Genomic DNA, 18,980 nt, shown 5'->3' with positions numbered 1-18,980 from the left:
ACAACGAGAGCCCCCCGGTCTCGGCCGGGGGGCTTTTTATTTTGGTGATCAGCGTCCCCGGCCGCCGCCCGGCCCGCCCCCGAAGCCGCCGCCCGGCCCGCCACCGAAGCCGCCGGGTGGTCCACCACCGAAGCCGCCGCCCGGTCCGCCGCCGGGTGGTGGGCCGCCGGGTGGCGCGCCACCGAAGGGGGCACCACCACCGGCGCCACCGCCGAAGCCTCCAGGGGGAGCCCCACCCATGGGTCCGCCGCGCCCGAAATCGCCGGAACCGCCGAATCCGCCCGGCCCGCCGCCCGGCATGCGGGTGTCGATCTCGAAGCCGCCCGGTCCCGTGCCGCCCGGACGCTCGAAGCTGCCCGGCCGGCCCGGATCCCCGAATCGGTCGATGCGTCCGGGAGCCCCGCGTCCGGGGCCGGAACCGCCCTCGAACGGACCGTCCTCGGTGCGTCGGTCGATCCGGTCCTCGATCCGCAGGCGCTCGACGGAGAGGCGCCCGTCGCGGGCGACCTCGGTGGTGAGGATCGCCCGCACGCTGCCCCGGCGGGGCAGGGCGGGATCGGGCGCGCCCGAGACCGCGTAACCGGACCCGAGGGCAAGCCCATCACCCCGGCGCCCGACATAGGATTCGATGGACACCCGGGTCAGGCCGGGAAGAAACAGGGCGCGCGTCTCCTCGCCGCGTGAGACGACGAGGGCCGCTCCGGCCGGCTCACCCGTCACCACGGCACGCCGGCCGACGAGGCTCGGGGCAACACCCTCGAGCCGCAGGCCCCCGATGGTCGCCGTCCCATCGGGGGTCCGCCGGACGGGTCCCGAAACCTGGGCCGGACCGGCCGGCCGGGCCTCGATGAGGCTCGCCACCACCACGCCGTCCGGCCGGCGCAGGCCGCTGACGGCGACGCGGTCGCCGACCTTCCAACCCATCGCCGAACCAGCCGGGGCGGAGACCCGCTGTCCCAGAACCGTGAGGCGTCGCCGCTCCACGGCCTCGACGGGACCGACGACCTCGCTCGTTACCTCGATCCTTCGGGTCGAGAGCGCACCCTCGGCGCCGCGCGCCACCACCCGGACGACGTGGCCGACCTTGAGGTCGGAGACGGACGCCACGCGGCCGTCGATCCGCACGGCCACGTCCTTCGGATAGGTGATGCGCAGGTCGTTCACCACGATGGAGCCGAACCGGCGGATCGTTCCGATGACACCGGTGCCGCCGATCCCCCGGTCGCCCTCCTCGCCGGGCCCCTCCGTCGGGCGCGCGCCCGTGCCGCCGATCCCCTGGTCCAGGGATTGGGCCAGCCCCGGACGTCGCGACAGACCGGCCGGCAGGAGACCGAGGGGGAGGGCACGGAGCCATCGCAGGACGCCACGACGGGTGGAGGAGGGGCTCTCCCGGGAGCCGCTGCTCACGCGTCGGCCCCGGGGGCGGGGGGCGCGTCCTCGCCGTAGACGTAGAGGCCGAAATTCCAGCGATGGGTCCCGCCCGGATCGGTCTCGCAGGCGGCATGGGCCTCGCGGTTGGCCTGCTGCAGCGCCTCCATGGCGATCTCCTTGGCGCGCCGCTCGAGGCGCTCGGCAAGTTCGCGCGAGAGGCCGTCGTAGTGCACGGCGCGCTCGAGGAAGCGCGGCGTCTCGCCCATGACGTTGGCGACGCTGGCGGCGATGTGGTCGTGCAGGTTGCGTCCGAAATAGTAGAGCTGCGGTTCGCCGCCGCCCTTCGGCACGTAAGCCGCCTCGGCCAGCACCACCCGGTCCTCGGCGTCGAGCCGGGCGAGCCCACGGTCGAGCCACTCGTCGAGGACGGCCCGGGGCCGCAGGTCACGGGTGATGGACGAGACCAGCCCTTCGAAGGACGGCGCCTCGCCTTCGGCCAGGCGGGGGAGGGCGAGGGGATGGCCAGCCGCATCAGTGAAGCGCGGATCGGCGAGCCAGCGCGCCACGATCCGGCTCGTGCGTGAGACCACGGCCGGAACGACGCTCACCGGCGCCCCCGCTCCCCGCAGGCGGCTCACTTCCTTGCGGTGGATGCCCGTGAGCAGGCTGACGCGGCTGTCGGTCTGCTCCTTGCCCGACAGGGCGAAGTCGTACTCGGCCACGTTGACGTAGAGTTCTCGCAGGAGCGTCGTGAGGGCCGGAAAGGTGATGCCCCTGCCGATGCACAGGCGCACGAGGGGGCGCAGCAGCCGTGCCAGGGGCGCATGCAGGCTGGTCCCTTCCGGTGTGTTCGCGGCAGTCTTCGACATGCCATCACCTTAGAGCGCGAGGTGTGGGAGACAATCCCACATAGTGTGCAGGAGCACCCTCGACACACGATTTTCGTTTGACGTGGGATTTTTACACACGTACTGAAACTGCGTGGTTAATTTTCCCACGGAGTTTCGTCATGACCCCGCTGAGGCCGTCAGTCGATTATCAACCCCTGGCGCCCCTGCGCCTCGACGGCCCTCGGCCTCGCCGCCTCGACGGATTTCCTTCGAGCCAGCCCTTCCTTCGCGGCCTCCTCGTGGCGGTCGCCCTCGCCCTGCCCGCCCTCGGCGCCCGGATCACGGATGTTCCCCAGCATCGGCCCATGCCCGGAGCGGCGCAGATCGCCGCCACCCCGAAACCGTCCCCTCTGAGGGTGGCGGCGGTTCGCCTGCCGTGACGCCCATGTTCGCGTCTCCCGTCCACACACCGGCATCGGACTTCCTCCCCATGCCCGGCACCTTCCCTCCCCGCGGGACCGACCTGGCGTTCTGCGCCTTCCTGGCCATCGTCATCGTCGGCCTGCTCTTCCTGGCCGTCTGATCAGGCATCCCGAACGGATCCGACACGATCGCCCCCCAAACCCACCTCCATCAGAGAGATCCGATGTTTCAAACGTCGTCCTTCGCCCGCCTGCGGGCCAAGTTCACCGTCCTTCTCCTTGCCGGATCGGCACTCCAGGCGGCGCAGGCGGCCGACCTGCCGCGCCGGCAGGTGCCCCCGCCGCTCCCGATTCCGCCGGCCTTCACCTGGACCGGATTCTACCTCGGCGTGAATGCCGGATACGCCTTCGGTGAGGGCAGGCGAACCTTCACGGATGCCACCTACGGTACCGTCACCGGCGGAGCGCAGGGCGGTGGCTTCGCGGGCGGCGGTCAGATCGGCTACAACTACCAGCTGACACCCGGGTCCGGCTTGGTCCTCGGCGTCGAGACCGACATCCAGGGCCTGGCCGAGGCCAGGGCGAATGCGGCCTATCTCGGCACCACGCCGTACTACAACGTCAGCCCAAGTCTCGATTACTATGGGACCGTTCGCGGGCGCGTCGGCTATGCCTTCGACCGGGTGCTCGTCTACGGCACCGGCGGCTTCGCCTATGGCGGAGGCTCGACCTCGTCCTATGCCGGGTCGTATCTCTACACACTGCCGAGCACCAGCCGCACGGGCTACACCGTGGGCGGCGGCCTCGAATATGCCTTCACCGAGAAGCTCTCGGCCAAGATCGAAGGCCTGTACGTCAAGCTGAACAAGGGTGGCAGCACATTGACCACCTACGACGCCACGGTTCCGGCCTATTATGGGATCGGGTCCGGCAACACGGGCTTCGCCGTTGTACGGGCGGGCCTGAACTACCGGTTCTGACCAACCCAGGTGGCATGACCGCTGCAGCATCGCGCCCGGCTTCCCGCCGGGCGCGATGCCTGTGCAAAGGCTTCAGCGCCCGCGTCACCGCCCCATTATGGCCTTGCTCCGCCCCCTTCGCTGCATCGGTCCACCGAGCCCGCCGCTCCGGGAGTTTCGCCACCGCCAAACCGCCGCGCGCTCACGACTTCTTAACCCTCCTGGCGCTAAATCCATCTCGTGGGAAATACTCCCACTCTGACGGAGCAGCCTATGTCTACCTTCGACACGACGACCGCCGCGTCGTTCACGTCGCCCAAGCAGCGCCTTCACAACGCCGTCTCGTCCAGGGCCGAGACAGGCCAGATCAGCGCGACCGACAAGACCGCCCTCGATTCGGCCATCGACACCATCGACGCGAGCCTTTCGAGCAGCACGAGCTCCTCCACTTCGGCACGGCTCGACCCGTCGCAGATGAAGAGCCGCATCGACGACCTCATCAGCAAAGCGGTCTCGGACGGCACCCTCACGGACGAGCAGGCCACGACCCTGAAGAGCCTGTTCAGCCGTGGCGGCCAGGATGGCCAAGCCGGACTGAGCGGCGCCGGCGGACCGCCCCCCGGCCCCCCGCCGGCCGGCGGACCGCCCCCCTCGGCATCGAGCGACAGCACCTCCGACGACAGCTCCACTCAGGTCGCCGATGCGACGACGTCGAGCACGGACGGGACGAGCGCGAGCGAGCTCCTGGCGACGTTCATCAAGCAGCTGCAGTCCTTGCAGAGCCAGGGCGGCTCCTACACCGCGGCCGGCGCCAGCGGCAGCGGCCGGGTCGCCAGCGCGCTCCTGCTCAACTTCGAGGTCTGAGCGCGACGAGGATGCCGCGGTGCGAGGCGAAGGCTATCGCACCGCCATCATGGCCCTGCCGAAGTACTGCACCAGACGGCCTTCGAGCTTCGTGCCCATGCTATCGAGCACGGCGAGGGCATCACGAGCGGGCATCGGGTCCCTGTAGGCGCGACGCTCGGTGAGGGCCGCGTAGATGTCGCAGATCGTCAGCACCCGCACGGTGTCGCTGATCGCGCTTCCGGCGAGGCCGTCGGGATAGCCGGACCCATCGAGCATTTCGTGGTGATGGCGCACGGCACCGAGCGTCAGGCTATCGCAGCCGCTGCCGCGCAGGATGTCGTAACCGATCACCGGATGGGTGCGGATGATCGCGATCTCGTCGGCGTCGAGGCGGCCGGGCTTGTTCAGGATCGCCTGGGGGATGCGGGCCTTTCCGAGGTCGTGCAGCAGGGCCGCCCGCACGAAATGCCGCCGATCCTCCTCGCGGAAGTTCAGGAAGGTGACGAATTGCGCGGCGACGCCGGCCACGAGGAGGCAGTGCTGGTAGGTTGCGTCGTCGTGTGTCCAGACGGTGTCGAGCCACCGCGTCAGGCCGCCTTCGCGGACGGCCGCCAGGATCGGGATTAGACCCGCCTCGAGGACCCCGAGGGCGACACTCCCCTCCCGCGCCCCGTCGAACAGGTTGGTGAGCACTTCCGTGGCCCGCGCGACACCTTCGGCGCAGACGCTGTCCCCGTCCTCGTCATGCGCGCCGACCTGGTCGCGGATCACCTGGGCGATGAGGTTCGGTGCCGTAAAGGCCGGAAGGCAGACCGTGGCACCGAGGTCGCGCGCCTGCCGTAGCGCTCCGTCCGAGGTCGAACGCATGAGGCAGATCACCGGGATCCGTTTCTTGCGGTCCAGGGACACCAGGGCACGCAGCCGCCGAGAGGATTCGTACCGGGTGAGGGTGAGATCGGACACGATCGCGATGGGCTTGGCACTGTTGGCGAAATTCCGATCGTCGAACACGACCTCGCAATGACCCACCGTCTTGAGGACCGCTTCGAGAGCCCGGCTTTGATCGGGGCGATCGGTCAGGAGGATAATCGCGCCGTCATTCATTCCAGTGGTCCAGAACTCGCCAAAGGCCGCTCGCGCCGTCCCGCCCCCGGTTCCCCGTCGGATCGGGCCACCGGTGTCGGTCTCACGGCGACAGCGCCTCAGGCTATGAGGCGCAGCTCGTGTACGACACCAGGCTATCGCTACACTCTTTGTTTTAGGAAAGCCCCACCCACCACCATCAAGGATGTTTCACAACGTGACAAACCTGCACACGCTTGCGAGGCATAAACGATGAAGATGCATTGCTTCGGAAGACAATCCGTCGAAACACTGACTTATAGGCAGTGACGGACAGTCTCGAACAAAGGACCAGGCGTCTCGGTTTGCCGGCCAAGCCGCGACGGGTCCGCAATCGCCAGCACTGCGCGGCGGCGGCATCGTCCCGGAAACACATCGACCTTCGACCGTGACAGGGCCGGTTGGCGTGCTACCGACGCCACGGGCGGTCCGCTGGCCCGCGCTCCTAGCCTTCGGCACGCGCCCGGCCGTCGGAGCGATCGGACAAGATGGGCATCGACGCCGCGCGCCGGGGCAGGAGGAGATGCGCGCGGTAGGGATAGACGGCAGACAGGACAACCAGCGTGAGAAGCGTCGCGGTGACGAGGCCACCGATGACAACCGTGGCCAAGGGACGCTGCACCTCGGCGCCGACGCTCGTCGAGAGCGCCATCGACAGGAAGCCGAGGGTCGCCACAAGGGCGGTCGTCAGCACCGGCCGCAGGCGCATCTCGGCCGCGCGGATCGCCGCCTTGCGCGGGTCGAGGCCGATCCACTCCAGATCGCGGCTGTAGCTCGTCAGCACCACGCCGTTCAGGATGGCGATGCCGAAGGTCGCGATGAAGCCGATGGCCGCCGAGATCGAGAACGGCAGGTCGCGCAGGTAGAGGGCGCCGATCCCGCCGGTCGCCGCCACGGGCACGTTGAGGACCATCAGGCCAGCGAGGCGGACGTCGTCGAACATCACCACGAGCAGCACCAGGATCACCGCCATCGCGGCCGGCACGACCACGGAGAGCCGAGCCGTCGCCTCCTGCAGGTTTTGGAACTGGCCGCTCCATTGCAAAGCATAGCGCGGCGGCAGGCCGACCTGGGCTTTGACCGCCGCTTGCGCGTCGCGCACGAAACTCCGCACGTCGCGGCCGCGCACGTTGGCCTGGACCGAGATCCTGCGCTGGAGGCGCTCGCGGCTGATCTGGGCCGGGCCCGTCGCCACAGCCACCGAGGCGACGGGCGACAGGGGCACCAGCGCCTTGCCGCGTGAGTGCCGGGCCGCGTCCGGGCGGACGCGACGCTATTTGTAGAGGTTCGCAGACGCCGCGATCATCGCCTTGGATGATCCAGCGTCGTATCCTGCCGAACGCCCGCCTGCCGCCCCGACCGAGCGATCGTGACCGCCATGCGACACGCCCATGCCGAGAGCCATCTCATCGACCGGATCGGCTGGCTCCGCGCCGCCGTGCTCGGCGCCAATGACGGGCTCGTCTCCACGGCGAGCCTCATCGTGGGCGTCGCGGCCTCCTCGGTCGCCGCCGGCGAGGTCCTCGTGGCCGGCACGGCCGGGCTCGTCGCCGGGGCGATGTCGATGGCGGCCGGCGAATACGTCTCGGTCAGTTCCCAGTCCGACACCGAGCGGGCCGACCTCGCCCGCGAGCGCCGCGAACTCGAACAGGACCCGGCGGCCGAACGCGCGGAGCTCGCCGAAATCTATGTCCGGCGCGGCCTCGATCACGCCCTCGCCCTGAAAGTGGCCGAACAACTGATGGCCCAGGATGCGCTGGGCGCCCATGCCCGCGACGAACTCGGCATCTCGGACTTCACCACGGCCCGCCCGATCCAGGCCGCCCTGACCTCGGCGGGAACCTTCTCGGCCGGTGCGGCGATGCCCCTCCTCGTGGCTGCGGTCTCGCCCGCGAACTTGGTGATCGTCCTCGTCTCCGCCGCGTCCCTGGTCTTTCTCGCGGTCCTGGGAGCGCTGGGCGCGAAGGTCGGCGGCGCTCCCGTCCCCCGCGCGACGGCGCGCGTCGCATTCTGGGGTGCCCTCGCGATGGCCGTCACGGCCGGCATCGGCCATCTCGTCGGCAAGGCCGTCTGAGCGGCGACGGCAATGCGGGGTGCATCGCCCCCGGTCCGGCGTCCGCCCCAACCAGAAGACCGTGCCGCCCGGACGCGCGGCCTCGTCGTCCCGGCCCCAGGACCACATCGGTCGGTTGACCCGGCGCCGCTCCCGTGGCTTTTACGGGGCATGGCCCTCCTGACTCCGTAGCTCAGCTGGATAGAGCAGCCGCCTTCTAAGCGGCAGGTCGTTGGTTCGAGCCCAACCGGGGTCGCCATTCCTCTTGCATGACCAAGCCCGCTCCACGTGGAGGAAGTCGGTAACTTTTCCGCAGGCGGTGGACGGATCCGAGTCGCGTGCTCAGGCCGCCTCGAGGGGAATGTCCACGGTGCAGACGACGCCGGCCGGATCGTAGTGGATTCGCACCTCGCCCCCGAGTTCGTTGGCGAGACTCCGCTCCATCATCCGGCGGCCGAATCCCCGATGGGTCGGTCGTGTCACCGGGGGGCCACCTTGCTCCTGCCAGCGCAGGTTGAGGCGTGATCGCTCGGCGCCGGACAAGCCTGCGGCTTCCACGACGATCCACGACACCGTGACGGTGCCGGTCTCATTCGACAGGGCGCCGTGCACGGAAGCGTTCGCGGCAAGCTCGTGCAGCATCATGGACAGGGCGAGGGCCGTGCGGGGGACCACCCGCACGCGGTCACCCTGCCAGCGGCAGCAGGTCCGAACGACGTTATGGAGGCGCAAGGCATCGTCCACCAGCCGGTCGAGGTCCGCTCCCTCCCAGTTCTCGGAGGTCAAGACATCATGCGCCTTGGCAAGGGCAATGAGCCGCCCAGTGATCGCCTCGCGCGCGTCCGCCAAGGATGCCGCGGAGCGAAGCGACTGGGTCGTGAACGCCTGCACGGTCGCAAGCGTGTTCTTCACACGGTGATTGAGCTCGTGGATGAGGATCTGCTGGTGCTCGCTGGCGAGTTGCGCCTCGGTGAGATCCCGCAGGATCTTGAGGAAGCCCGTCAGCCCGCCCGCATCGTCGCGCATCGGCATCATGAGCCCGTTGGCCCAGAACCGGCTGCCATCCTTGCGCAGGTGCCAACGATTGTCGTCGGCCCGGCCTTCCGTGACCGCCAGACGCATCTCCTCCTCGGCGATGGCCTCGGCGTTGTCCTCGGGACTGAAGATGAGATTCACCGGGCTCCCGAGGGCTTCGTCCTCGGACCATCCGAGCAGATTCTCCGCGCCGGTGTTCCACCCGGTGATGCGCCCGGCGAGATCGAGGGTGAAGATCGCGTAGTCCTTGGCGCTCTCGACGGCGAGGCGATACCGGGCTTCGCTCACGGCCAGAGTGGCGTAGCGGGCGGTGAGATCGGCGAGGGTCCGTTCCAGTTCGGCGACCCGGCCCTCGGTATGGGCCAGGGCCGCCCGACCTTCCGCGATTTCGCGTTCATAGTCGCGCCTGACCGCAGGCCTTCCCTCGGCCAGGCGCTGCACGGCCTCGTCGAGGGCGCGTCGCAGGCGCCCGTTCTCCGCCTCAAGGGCACCCGCTGCCTGGAGGGCAGCCGCTCGGTCATCCGCCGATGGCAAGGACCCGTCATGGTCGCTCAAACTGAATCCCTCCCCGGCTCGCCATCGCCCACGCTGCTATGGCCGGCCGAACAGGGCGTCGTTCCGACTCTTCCAAGCGACGTCCGAAAGCCAGTCGTAGGTCTGGTCCGGCATCAGCGGAACGGTCTTGACCACCGCCTGGGTCATGGGAAGGAAGAAGCTGTCGCGCTCCTGGGACACCTTGAGGGACCGGATCGGAACCACGATGCTGTCCTTGCCCGGGGTGAAGAATCCACCCGAAGCGACGATGGCGTAATCCCGGCCGTCTTTCGTCCCGAAAACGATGTTCCTCACCTCGCCGACGATCTTGTCGTCGGAACTGCGAACCTCCGCACCGATGATCTGGTCCGTCCGCAACCCGGACGCGAGGGCATCGACGCTGATCAGGGGCTTTGCATCCTTCTCGTTCCGACGACCCTGAATGGCGCCCCGCTGAACCTTCGGATCGGTGGCGGCCATCTGCTGCTCCGCTGCATCCTCGTCGTTGTCGCCGAGGCTCGTCATGTTCGGGCCGGCGATGAGCTCACGGATGTTGGCCATGAGGCGCTCGCAATCGGCGTGTCGTCCATAGGACCAGAGCGTGAAGGCAGCGTCGCGAAGATTGCGAAGGTCCTTCACGGCCTGGCGATTGGACGGCCCACGCAGGTCGGGTTTCTGCAGGATGGCTTCCTCCAGCTTCGCGTCGGCGATCTGGCACTCCGCCAGGGCGGGCGTGGCCACGGCCAGTCCGAGAAGCGCGGCGAGAAGAATACGGGTCGGGGAGTTCATCATGAACCTTGGGTATTGGGCGTAGGGGCCGGACGCGCATCCTCGCGGACGGGACGTGTCCGACGATCTCCGTCGGCCCGGGTCGAGACGGCTTCTCGAGCCCACCGCCGATCCCATCGAGGAGAGCCGGCACATCGCGAAGAACGGGGATGGGGTACACCGAGAGCCTCTTCGCTCCGGAACAGGCGGGAGCACATCGAACTCTCGGGCGCCAACGCTTTGGACGAGGGGCCAGCGATTCTCTTAATCTACGGACGCAAATAAAATTTAGCAACGATAAACGATTGCTGTCGTAATTATAAAATCGTTCCAAGAATCTACCACGCTATCAACCCATGATTTATGGAACGAATACGGAACCAGACACTTGACCTTGGCCATACGATCACTCCGCGGCCGCATGGATTAAGGAGCTACGTCATGGTTATATTAGATCCTATCAGTGGAATTCGGATCACGCTCACGGCTGCTTCAGGGACCTCTCCCCGCCACCCCGGCTCGCGACCCACCGTCGAACCTTCACGGCGCGCCACGCTCGCACCGGGCTCGAACGCGCCGGTGAACTGCGCCGCATCGGGGTTCATAGGCGAGCGAGACGAGAGGCGGATCCGCCCCGTGTTCGACCACACTGCCTTCGATGGACCGGTCGCCGCATCGTCGGACGCGACCTGAGCGGTGCGCCCGATCCGGCGGGATCGCAGAACACCTTCCTCAACCCTGCCGTCCCGCAACGCGTGATATCGCAGCGATGAAGCAGAGCCGGACATCGCAGCCGACACCTCGACATCTACGCTCTCCGTTCGAGGGCGCTTCCCGCGCCAGGAATCGTCACCAGCCGCATGGAACGCTCGTCTCGCGCACCAGGCAAGGCGCCTATTCATGGGATCGACGCGCAGAAGAACCATTCTGAGCGCAAGAGTACAATTGCCATCAGATTATTGTTCATCGCCTCGACATGAAAACCTCCGGCGGAGGAAGCGTATTCGTAGTCTGATTGTCAATTATCGCACCACCAAAAAACCGAACATTACAGACGCGTCTATTTGCCGCCGGGACTGCGAATATCTTACAACCACAACGATTATTTCAGAATGGCCATACTAAATCCGGTTGATCCCTTCGCGATGGGGTTTTGATATGACGAGCCGCTGCGCCGACAGGCCCCCGTTCGAAGATGGAGCTTGCGCCGGATCGGCCGGGACGCCCGCACGCCGGTGAATCAAATCGACGGCCTTCATGACAGCCGCCTATCGGCTTGACCCACGACCGATCAGGTCTCTCTCGTCGCCCACCCCGTTCACGTGAGCCTACGGGCAGACCGGGACCCGGACATGCCTACGAGCCGACGAAATTCCTCGATGCGGACGGCTTTCATGACCACCGGCTCAGATCCTTGCGGGGCCTTGCATCCCAGGCACAGATCGGAAAGGCATGGCCGAAACACCCTGAAACGGTTCCGGCTCGATCCGTCACCGGACAGCCCACGACCCTACAATGCTAACTCAAGTCATGGCGGCCGATGTGGTCCACGCAGTTGAGGGCAACATCCTCTCATGCGCCCCTCGATCAGAGTGAAATCACCAGAATGAGCTGATCGTTCCAGGTGCGGATCTCGAGCCGCCAGTCGGCATGATCCTGCGGAAGGTCGCCCGCATCTTGCATTTCCAGGATGACGGCCAGGGCATCCCGCCGAGCCTGCTCTTCGGTCTCGATCTCGACACCGACCGTATCGACGATCTCATCGACGGAAGCGACGAGATGAAAGTAATAGCGTTGCGTCATGGGAGGGACTTCAATCGCTACCTTCGAGACATGGAAACACCTTGAAAATGACGCCCAATCGACGACGAAACACACCACGCGCACCATCGTGGCTTTATCTTCGCGTAAAATAACCCTCTCACTGAAATATAAAAATATCACGACAATCATACGCACTTAATATTATGATTTCAATATAGAACCACACATCCAGGACCAGTCTTTTATAAGTCGAACGTCGTTCTCAACCATGTCAAATAACCCGTCAAACAGTCATTTGAAAGGCTTTGCATGCAGATTTCACAGGCCGGTCAAATGAGAAACGTTCCCTGACGCCGCGAACGAGCGTATCGAACAGACGCTCGCTCGAATCAGATTCGCAGATCCATGGCTTTCAGGGCCAATTCCGTCCTATTTCGGACCTTGAGCTTCTTCATGATGCTTCGAATATGAACCTTGACCGTGCTCTCGCACATGCCAAGATCGTAGGCGATGATCTTGTTGGGGCTCCCTTTGCGGATCGCCGCGATGATCGCCGATTGCCGGGGCGTGAACGGCAGGTCGATGCTGGGCTGAACCGACACAGTCGGCTCGGCTCTATAGGCTTCGATCATACTGTCAGGGGGCACATAAGCCCCACCGGAGCGGATCAGGCTCATGACGCCGTTGAGAATGTCGAGTTTGGAGCTTGTCGGGAGAATACCCCGCGCCCCGCTCTCCAAGACCTTGATCACGGTCTCGGCGCCGACCGTGTCGCAGATGACCAGGATCGGGCAGGATCGGCACGCGCCGCGGAGGAAATCCAGGTCCGCGGCAAGATCGAGGTGGCTGCCTCCCCAGAGGATAATGAGGTCGCACGTATGCCTCGAGATCAGATCGACGCATCCCTCGACGGAGGGCAGCGTCTCGACCTCATAGGTCCACGACCGCATAGCTTGGGCCAAACACTCTCGAATGATCGTATGACTGTTGATGAGGACAACTCTTCCCTGCGAATGTCCTATCTGCGGGTGTCCTGTGCTCATGTTGGGATCGATGACCTCCGTAGGGACCTTCGATCCGCCTCCAGTGTCCTGCTTGATCCCGCGTCCCCACGACAAACCGATCTCGGTTCTGTCGGGAGGCGCCCTAAGGGGGCTTGCTTCGGATTGCACGCCCGCCGTGATCGACAGCCTTTCGAGTATGTTCTCGGGATACATTTTGCAATTTAGACTCCGCTGAACTGATCACTCAGACAACAACTTGCCACAGGTCCTGAGAAAGTAAATTCTGTTTTTCCTGACGATAGAAATCTTACTCGATTCCGCAATCATGAAATCTGTTTTGATCGGCCGGTGGTATGCGTGAAAAGCGCGATGACGAAGGGCGCGAAGGAACGAAGACCAGGGCAATGCCCGCGACGGCCCAAAATCTCTCGCGCAAGCCTTGGTCCAGGGATCGTGATCCGGCCCATCGGCGATCCCGTGCAGGCGATGGCCGAGAGGCATGTTCAGGAAGCAGGTCGGTCGCCCGTGTCGGGAGCGCGCGGCGCGCGATGGCGCTTCTCGACCGCCCCACGCAGGGTTCAGTGGCGCCGTCGTCTTCTGCCGCCGACCTGATCCTCCGCCCGCAGGCGAGGTCGCGCGACGGGACGGCTCGAAGCGGGTCCGCCGACGACGAGGCCATGGCGCGCCCTCGCCGCGTCGCGCGCCGCCGGGCGGGTCGTTCGACAGGCGGGCGAAGCTCGTCTCAGCGTTCCCGCCAAGCCTTGGCGACCTGGTCGGTGAGGGGCTTCGTGAGGTAGCTCAGGACCGAGCGATCGCCGAGCTGCAGATAGGCCTCGACCGGCATGCCGGGGACGAGGCGCAGGGATCCCAGGCGCGCGAGCTGATCCGGCGGCAGGTGGATGCGGGCGGTGTAGTAGCTGCCGCCCGTCTTGGCATCGAGGGTCACGTCCGCCGAAACCCGCGCGACGACACCATCGATCTCCGGCGTCGTGCGCTGGTTGAACGCCGCAAAGCGCAGGTTGGCCGATTGGTCGAGGCGGACATTGTCGATGTCCTGGGGCTGGATCTTCACCTCGACGGCCAGTTGATCGGCCTCCGGCACGATGAGCATGGCGGGCTCGGCCGGTGTCACGAGACCGCCGATGGTGTGCACGCTCATCTGATGCACGATCCCGTCCTGGGGTGAACGCATGTCGACACGCTTGAGCTGGTCTTCGGCCGCCACGCGCTTTTCCACGGCCTCCGACCAGCGGCCGCGGATGTCGGCGAGTTCCTTGCCCACTTCGGAGCGCATGTCGCCGTCGATCTGCAGGATCTGGAGTTCGGTCTCGGTGATCTTGCCGCGCGCGGCGGCGGTCGAGGCAACGAGCTGGCCGCGTTCGCCGTCGAGGCGGGCCGCGTCCCGCTCGAGGGCGTTGACGCGCGCCAGGGAGACGAGGTTCTTGCCGTAGAGTTCGCGCACGCCCTTCAGCTCGTCGGTGATGAGACTGATCTCGTGCCGCTTGGCCCCGGCCTGCTCGGTGAGGCCCTTGATCTCCTCGCGCAGCTGAAGGATGCGCTCGCGCAGCTGCGCCTTCTGGCCCGCCCGGCCCGCTACCCGGGCGGCGAACAGGCGGGTCTCGCCCTCGACGAGGTGGGCGACGGCGGGGTCAGTGGCGCGGCGCGCGAGGAGCTCGGCTGGGAACCGGATCTCCGAAAGGCCGTCGCGCTCGGCCTCGTCGCGGGCGCGCCGGGCGCTGAGTTCGTCCAGGGCCTTGAGGACGATGTCGAGATTGGCCTTCGTCTGCGTCGCGTCGAGCCGGATGAGCACGTCGCCCGCCTTGACGCGTGCCCCCTCCCGGACCCGCAGCTCGCCGACCACGCCGCCGGTGGGATGCTGAACCTTCTTGACGTCGGATTCGACCACGAGCTGGCCGGGCGCGATCACCGCGCCCGAGATCTGGGTGACGGTCGCCCAGCCGCCGACGCCGACCACGAGGGCGGCGGCGAGGCCGAGGCCGAGGGCGAGGTGGCCGTGGATCGACCGGTGCGCCGTGGAGCGTCCGAAAGCTCCTGCGGCGGCGGGGAGACTGAACGCGTGGGCCATCATGCACTCTCCCGAAGCACGCCGACGGTGGGCCGGGCATCGAATGGAACGGAGGCCGGCCTCAGCACGCTCTTGAGCACCTCCTCCTTCGGACCGAAGGCCTGGACGCACCCGTCGGCCATCATCAGGATGAGGTCCACGGCGGCCAGGGCCGAGGGGCGATGGGCGACGACGACGCAGATGCCGCCGCGCTCGCGTACCCCGAGGATCGCCTGCGTCAGGGCGTTCTCGCCCTCGCTATCGAGGTTGGCGTTCGGTTCATCGAGGATGACGAGGAAGGGATCGCCATAGAGGGCACGGGCAAGGCCGACGCGCTGGCGCTGGCCGGCCGAGATCCCGGCCCCGCCCTCGCCGATGCGGGTGTCGTAACCCTTCGGCAGGCGCAGGATGAGGTCGTGCACGCCCGCCGCCCGGGCGGCGGCGATCACCGCCCCGGCCGGGGCTTGCGGGTCGAACCGGGCGATGTTCTCCGCGATGGTGCCGGCGAACAGCTCCACCTCCTGGGGCAGGAAGCCGAGATGGGGGCCGAGGTCGCCGGACGCCCATTGGTCGAGGGCGGCTCCGTCGAGGCGGACCTTGCCGCGCGCCGTCGGCCAGACGCCGACGATGGCGCGCACGAGGCTCGACTTGCCCGAGGCGCTCGGGCCGATGATGCCCAATCCCTGTCCCGCCCGGAGGGCGAAGCTGACGTCCCGCACCACGGGGACAAAGGTCCCGGGAGGGGCGACGCTGATGCTCTCGATCCGCAGGCTGCGGGATGGAGCGGGCAGGGCATGGGGCCGGGCGCTGGGCGGCATCGCGGCGAAGAGGTCCGACAGGCGGGCCCAGGACTGGCGGGCCTGCACGAAGCCTTTCCAGTTGACGATGGCGAGCTCGGCCGGAGCGAGGGCGCGGGCCACCAGGATCGAGCTCGCGATGATGATGCCGGCCGACGCCTGGCCGTTGATGACGAGCCAGGCCCCGAGCGCCAGCACGCCCGATTGCAGGGCCATGCGGAACACCTTCGACACCGCCCCGAAACCGCCGACGATGTCGGAGGTCCGCTGCTGGGCCATCATGTAGTCGCGGTTGGCCTGTCCCCAGCGGGTGGCGAAGTGCGCCTGCATGCCCATGGCGGCCAGGACCTCGGCGTTGCGGCGACCGGCCTCGGCGAGGCCGTTGCGGCGCATTCCGTGCCCCGTGGCCGTCTGCGCGGGCCGGCGGGTGGCGCCATCCGTGAGGAGGCCGAGGATGGCCAGAGCGATCGCTCCCACCAGGGCGGCCACCCCGATGAGGGGATGGAACAGGAAGCAGATCACGAGATAGATCGGCATCCAGGGCAGGTCGAAGAAGGCGGACGGGCCGGTGCCACCGAGGAACCCGCGCAGCTGGTCGAGGTCCCGCAGGGGCAGGAGACCGTCCCCCTGGGTGGTGCCCTTGAGGGGGCCGCGCACCACGATGTCGAACACGCGTCCGCTCAGGGCTTCGTCGAGGGCGGCCCCGACGCGGGTCAGAATGCGCGCGCGCAGGGTCTCGAGGGCGCCCTGGAACGCGTAAAGCACGAGGGCGAGGACCGCGAGACCGACGAGGGTCGGCACGCTCCGGCTCGGGATCACCCGGTCGTAGACCTCCAGCATGAAGAACGAGCCCGTGAGATAGAGCACGTTCACGAGGCCGCTCATCACGCCGACCCCGATGAAGGCCATGCGGCACCGTGCCAATGCCGAGGCGAGCTCGGCCGCGTTCCGATCCTTTGTCACACCCCGTCTCCTTCTGAACGAAACCAGACTCGGCACGGCCTTCCGATGGACAAGTGTTCGCTAGATTTTAAGATCAATTATTTATTAAAATTCGCCTATGTCAATAAATCGGCAGAGTATCCAGCATTTTTCGACCAATGAACGGCGTCATGCCGAGTTTTCGAAGTTGGAAACGGCACTTCATTTTGAGGAAGTACGTGTCGGCATACTCGATGGCCAGGATGGGAAGTCCGTGCGCCTGCGCCTTGCGGAGGTATTTGAGGCTCCACTGCACATCCGCCTCGGTGTTCGCCTCGCCCGGACCGCGCAGGTTGTAGAGCAGGCTCTCCTTGCTGACGGCGTCGATGGCATCGAGGTAGATCCGGCTGAGGAGCAGGGGCTCGGCGTTCTGCCCGACGACGAGAAAACCGGGATGGCGCTGGCGCCCGCGATCCGACACGGCCTTGACCAGGGCGATCATGGCCTCCTGTGCCCGGATCCCTTGATCGGGCCAGTCACCATAGGCGTCGACCCTGTCGAGGAAGACGCCGTCGAACCCGGCTTCGAGGACGCGGTCGAGGGTCTCCCCGGGGCCGAGCAACCTGTCGTACCAGGCCGGATGCCAGAAGCGCACGGCGAAGCTGCCGGGCCAGTTCGGGTTCTCGGGGCCGAGCCAGGGCGGTGGATGCTCGCGCCAATCCGCCCGCCAGTAATCCCGGTAGCTCTCCGCCTCGCCGATGCTGACATAGGCCAGGACGAGGCGGCGTCCGCCATCCGGCTTGCGACGCAGGAGGGCCGTCTGCGCTGCCGTCAGGGGTATGCCCTGGACGACCGGATCGAGGACGATGAGATCCAGGGGCGAGCGCGCCACCTCCGCCAGGTCGATGTTCTGGTACTGGCAGCCCCAGCGTTCGACGTCGATGCCACCGAGGCGCGCCGGCGCTCGCAGGCCGAGAGCCGCGCCCATGCCGGAGCCCGTGGCGCCGAAGAGGGCGGCCGTGCCGAGGCCTACACTCATCAACAGGGCACGGCGATGGAAGTGAAACGTCAACGTCATGGCCGAATTCCCCTGAAGTGGCTTTCGCGGCCGGCGGAGCGTGCATCGGGCCCCGCGCGCGGACACTCATTTGGCGACGAACTTCTCGGTCGCCGGACCCGTCCGGCACTTGCCCGTGCAGATCCGAAGGACGTCGCCCGGTTCGAGCAGGTCGGTTTCCCGGGCGCTCAGGGTCTCGAAGCCGTCGCTCGTCGCGCGCAGGATCTCGAACACCACGCCCACGGCCTCGCTGTCCCGGCCGGGGGGGCTGGCGAGTTCCTGCATGGCCGCCGTCGTGGCGAGCACCGCCGCCGCCCGCTCGGCCTCCCGCGCCTCGGCGGCCGCGCTCGCGAGGTCGCGTTCCAGGGCGAGGCGGCGGTCGAGATCGGCTTGGAGCGCGGCCTTGCGGGCGGCTTCGAGGCGCTGCTCGGCCTGCAGCAGGCTGATCTCGATGTCCCGGCGGCGGCCCTCCATGTCGACGAAGTCCCGCCGCACATCCGCGACGCGCTCGTTCTCCACGACTTGGCGCGCGAACAGCGCCTCCATCATCTTCAGGCGTTCGCCGCGAACCTTGATCTGGGCGTCGTATCCGGTCCTGCGCTGCTTGATCAGTTCGATCTCGTCCGTGATGGCGGCGATCGTCGCGTCGCGCGCGGCCCGGGCGCTGCCGGCGTTCTGGGCCCGCAGGGCCGCCATTCGCTGCTCGGTCGCGACGAGGCCGTCGATGCCGGTGAGGTGGCGCAAGGAATCCACCGACTTCGCCAGGGGCGTGCCGTCGCGCTCGGCCGTGAGCGCCGCCATGCGCACGAGGGACGTCTTGACCCGTTCCCGCGCGGCGTCACGGCGATCGAGTTCGCGGATGGTCTCGATGGCCGGGTTCGACGCCGAGGTGGCGAGATCGCCGCCGGCGAGGGCCACGGCCTGGACGACGATCATGCCGGGGGAGATCGGATAGGCGCCCGGCGAACGGACGGCTCCGACAACGTAGACCGGCGAACGCTGCATGAACGAGATCGTGATGCTGGCCGTGCGCTGGTAGGTGCGGGTGAACGCCTCCCCGAGGGCCGTGCGGAAGTCTTCCGTCGAGCGTCCGGCGGCCGCAATCGGGCCGAACAGGGGCAGGGTCACGGCCCCGCTCGGCTCGACGCCGTACTCGCCGGAGAGGTCGAGGCGCGGATAGGCGGTCTGGACCATGGGCGGCGACCCGCTTTCCTTGGCGGCCGAGCCGGTCGCCGCATCGGAGACCTCGATGGTCTCGAACAGGGTGATCTTCAGGCGGTCGCCGACGTGGAGCAGGTTCCTGGGAGCCCCGTCGGCCAGGGCCGGGCCGGCGCCGAGGCAGGCCGCGAGGATCCAGGCCCCCGGGCGGGGAGCGCGTGGAACGAGGCGTCTCCAAGAATAGCTCATGATGCCCTCCCGTGATGGTGCCGTT

The 18,980-nt window shown here is 67.3% G+C and carries 16 protein-coding genes and 1 tRNA gene; 5 read left to right on the top strand and 12 right to left on the bottom strand.

Features of this window, described 5'->3' with window-relative positions; genetic code table 11:
- Positions 1-48: 48 nt before the first annotated feature.
- Both MFF01_RS04350 and MFF01_RS04345 read right to left on the bottom strand, forming a co-directional pair.
- A complete protein-coding gene (locus tag MFF01_RS04350; protein WP_238222369.1) occupies positions 49-1,407 on the bottom strand; it encodes a DUF5666 domain-containing protein in 1,359 nt (452 codons plus the stop codon).
- Positions 1,404-2,240 carry a DUF6502 family protein gene (locus MFF01_RS04345; protein WP_238222367.1) on the bottom strand — a complete coding sequence of 279 codons (837 nt, stop codon included), beginning with the start codon at positions 2,238-2,240 and terminating at the stop codon, positions 1,404-1,406. The genes MFF01_RS04350 and MFF01_RS04345 overlap by 4 nt, the downstream gene beginning before the upstream one ends.
- Positions 2,241-2,380: 140 nt before the next feature.
- Here MFF01_RS04345 and MFF01_RS04340 point away from each other — a divergent pair, with 140 nt between their 5' ends.
- The 3 genes from MFF01_RS04340 (at position 2,381) to MFF01_RS04330 (ending at position 4,446) form a co-directional block, all read left to right on the top strand.
- Positions 2,381-2,641: a hypothetical protein gene (locus MFF01_RS04340; RefSeq protein ID WP_238222366.1), complete on the top strand. Its 261-nt coding sequence runs from the start codon at positions 2,381-2,383 to the stop codon at positions 2,639-2,641.
- A 206-nt stretch (positions 2,642-2,847) separates the two neighbouring features.
- The gene (locus tag MFF01_RS04335; RefSeq protein WP_238222363.1) at positions 2,848-3,603 is read left to right on the top strand and encodes an outer membrane protein; all 756 of its coding nucleotides are present in this window, start codon (positions 2,848-2,850) and stop codon (positions 3,601-3,603) included.
- Between the two features lie 252 nt (positions 3,604-3,855).
- Complete coding sequence (locus MFF01_RS04330; RefSeq protein ID WP_238222361.1) at positions 3,856-4,446, top strand: hypothetical protein; 591 nt, start codon at positions 3,856-3,858, stop codon at positions 4,444-4,446.
- A 33-nt stretch (positions 4,447-4,479) separates the two neighbouring features.
- Here the strand turns inward: MFF01_RS04330 and MFF01_RS04325 are convergent, their stop codons facing one another.
- Positions 4,480-5,532, bottom strand: coding sequence for an HD-GYP domain-containing protein (locus MFF01_RS04325; RefSeq protein WP_238222360.1), 1,053 nt, complete (start codon positions 5,530-5,532; stop codon positions 4,480-4,482).
- Between the two features lie 463 nt (positions 5,533-5,995).
- Positions 5,996-6,775: an efflux RND transporter permease subunit gene (locus MFF01_RS04320; protein WP_373319626.1), complete on the bottom strand. Its 780-nt coding sequence runs from the start codon at positions 6,773-6,775 to the stop codon at positions 5,996-5,998.
- A 153-nt stretch (positions 6,776-6,928) separates the two neighbouring features.
- Between MFF01_RS04320 and MFF01_RS04315 the strand changes: the two genes are divergently transcribed.
- Together MFF01_RS04315 and MFF01_RS04310 are read left to right on the top strand one after the other, a co-directional pair.
- Positions 6,929-7,624 carry a VIT1/CCC1 transporter family protein gene (locus MFF01_RS04315; protein WP_238223064.1) on the top strand — a complete coding sequence of 232 codons (696 nt, stop codon included), beginning with the start codon at positions 6,929-6,931 and terminating at the stop codon, positions 7,622-7,624.
- A gap of 161 nt (positions 7,625-7,785) precedes the next feature.
- Positions 7,786-7,862: transfer RNA gene (locus MFF01_RS04310), tRNA-Arg, on the top strand.
- Positions 7,863-7,945: 83 nt separating this feature from the next.
- Here MFF01_RS04310 and MFF01_RS04305 read toward each other — a convergent pair.
- The 8 genes from MFF01_RS04305 to MFF01_RS04270 form a co-directional block, all read right to left on the bottom strand.
- Entirely contained in the window at positions 7,946-9,193 is a 1,248-nt protein-coding gene (locus MFF01_RS04305; protein WP_238222358.1) for a sensor histidine kinase, read from the bottom strand.
- 36 nt (positions 9,194-9,229) lie between these two features.
- Positions 9,230-9,961: a PRC-barrel domain-containing protein gene (locus MFF01_RS04300; protein WP_238223063.1), complete on the bottom strand. Its 732-nt coding sequence runs from the start codon at positions 9,959-9,961 to the stop codon at positions 9,230-9,232.
- A gap of 1,566 nt (positions 9,962-11,527) precedes the next feature.
- Complete coding sequence (locus tag MFF01_RS04295) at positions 11,528-11,830, bottom strand: DUF6894 family protein (RefSeq protein ID WP_238222355.1); 303 nt, start codon at positions 11,828-11,830, stop codon at positions 11,528-11,530.
- Positions 11,831-12,093: 263 nt separating this feature from the next.
- Positions 12,094-12,921: a response regulator transcription factor gene (locus MFF01_RS04290; protein ID WP_238222354.1), complete on the bottom strand. Its 828-nt coding sequence runs from the start codon at positions 12,919-12,921 to the stop codon at positions 12,094-12,096.
- Between the two features lie 529 nt (positions 12,922-13,450).
- Positions 13,451-14,794 carry an HlyD family type I secretion periplasmic adaptor subunit gene (locus MFF01_RS04285; RefSeq protein WP_238223062.1) on the bottom strand — a complete coding sequence of 448 codons (1,344 nt, stop codon included), beginning with the start codon at positions 14,792-14,794 and terminating at the stop codon, positions 13,451-13,453.
- Positions 14,794-16,533, bottom strand: a complete 1,740-nt coding sequence (locus MFF01_RS04280; protein WP_283207154.1) for a type I secretion system permease/ATPase — start codon at positions 16,531-16,533, stop codon at positions 14,794-14,796. Before MFF01_RS04280 ends, MFF01_RS04285 begins: the two co-directional genes overlap by 1 nt.
- Positions 16,534-16,633: 100 nt before the next feature.
- On the bottom strand, positions 16,634-17,569 hold the full coding sequence (locus tag MFF01_RS04275; protein ID WP_238222352.1) for an MJ1477/TM1410 family putative glycoside hydrolase: 936 nt from the start codon (positions 17,567-17,569) through the stop codon (positions 16,634-16,636).
- A 66-nt stretch (positions 17,570-17,635) separates the two neighbouring features.
- Positions 17,636-18,955 (bottom strand): polysaccharide biosynthesis/export family protein, encoded by a 1,320-nt coding sequence (locus MFF01_RS04270; protein ID WP_238222350.1) that lies wholly within the window; start codon positions 18,953-18,955, stop codon positions 17,636-17,638.
- Between the last annotated feature and the right edge of the window lie 25 nt (positions 18,956-18,980).

This window comes from Methylobacterium adhaesivum, from assembly GCF_022179065.1.
GTDB lineage: Bacteria > Pseudomonadota > Alphaproteobacteria > Rhizobiales > Beijerinckiaceae > Methylobacterium > Methylobacterium adhaesivum.
This window is presented reverse-complemented; position numbering and strand designations above follow the sequence as displayed.

Coding starts and splice junctions, on each gene's coding strand:
- MFF01_RS04345 (WP_238222367.1), bottom strand. CDS start 2,240: ATGTCGAAGACTGCCGCGAACACACCGGAAGGGACCAGCCTGCATGCG.
- MFF01_RS04340 (WP_238222366.1), top strand. CDS start 2,381: ATGACCCCGCTGAGGCCGTCAGTCGATTATCAACCCCTGGCGCCCCTG.
- MFF01_RS04335 (WP_238222363.1), top strand. CDS start 2,848: ATGTTTCAAACGTCGTCCTTCGCCCGCCTGCGGGCCAAGTTCACCGTC.
- MFF01_RS04330 (WP_238222361.1), top strand. CDS start 3,856: ATGTCTACCTTCGACACGACGACCGCCGCGTCGTTCACGTCGCCCAAG.
- MFF01_RS04325 (WP_238222360.1), bottom strand. CDS start 5,532: ATGAATGACGGCGCGATTATCCTCCTGACCGATCGCCCCGATCAAAGC.
- MFF01_RS04315 (WP_238223064.1), top strand. CDS start 6,929: ATGCGACACGCCCATGCCGAGAGCCATCTCATCGACCGGATCGGCTGG.
- MFF01_RS04300 (WP_238223063.1), bottom strand. CDS start 9,961: ATGAACTCCCCGACCCGTATTCTTCTCGCCGCGCTTCTCGGACTGGCC.
- MFF01_RS04295 (WP_238222355.1), bottom strand. CDS start 11,830: ATGGTGCGCGTGGTGTGTTTCGTCGTCGATTGGGCGTCATTTTCAAGG.
- MFF01_RS04290 (WP_238222354.1), bottom strand. CDS start 12,921: ATGTATCCCGAGAACATACTCGAAAGGCTGTCGATCACGGCGGGCGTG.
- MFF01_RS04285 (WP_238223062.1), bottom strand. CDS start 14,794: ATGGCCCACGCGTTCAGTCTCCCCGCCGCCGCAGGAGCTTTCGGACGC.
- MFF01_RS04275 (WP_238222352.1), bottom strand. CDS start 17,569: ATGACGTTGACGTTTCACTTCCATCGCCGTGCCCTGTTGATGAGTGTA.
- MFF01_RS04270 (WP_238222350.1), bottom strand. CDS start 18,955: ATGAGCTATTCTTGGAGACGCCTCGTTCCACGCGCTCCCCGCCCGGGG.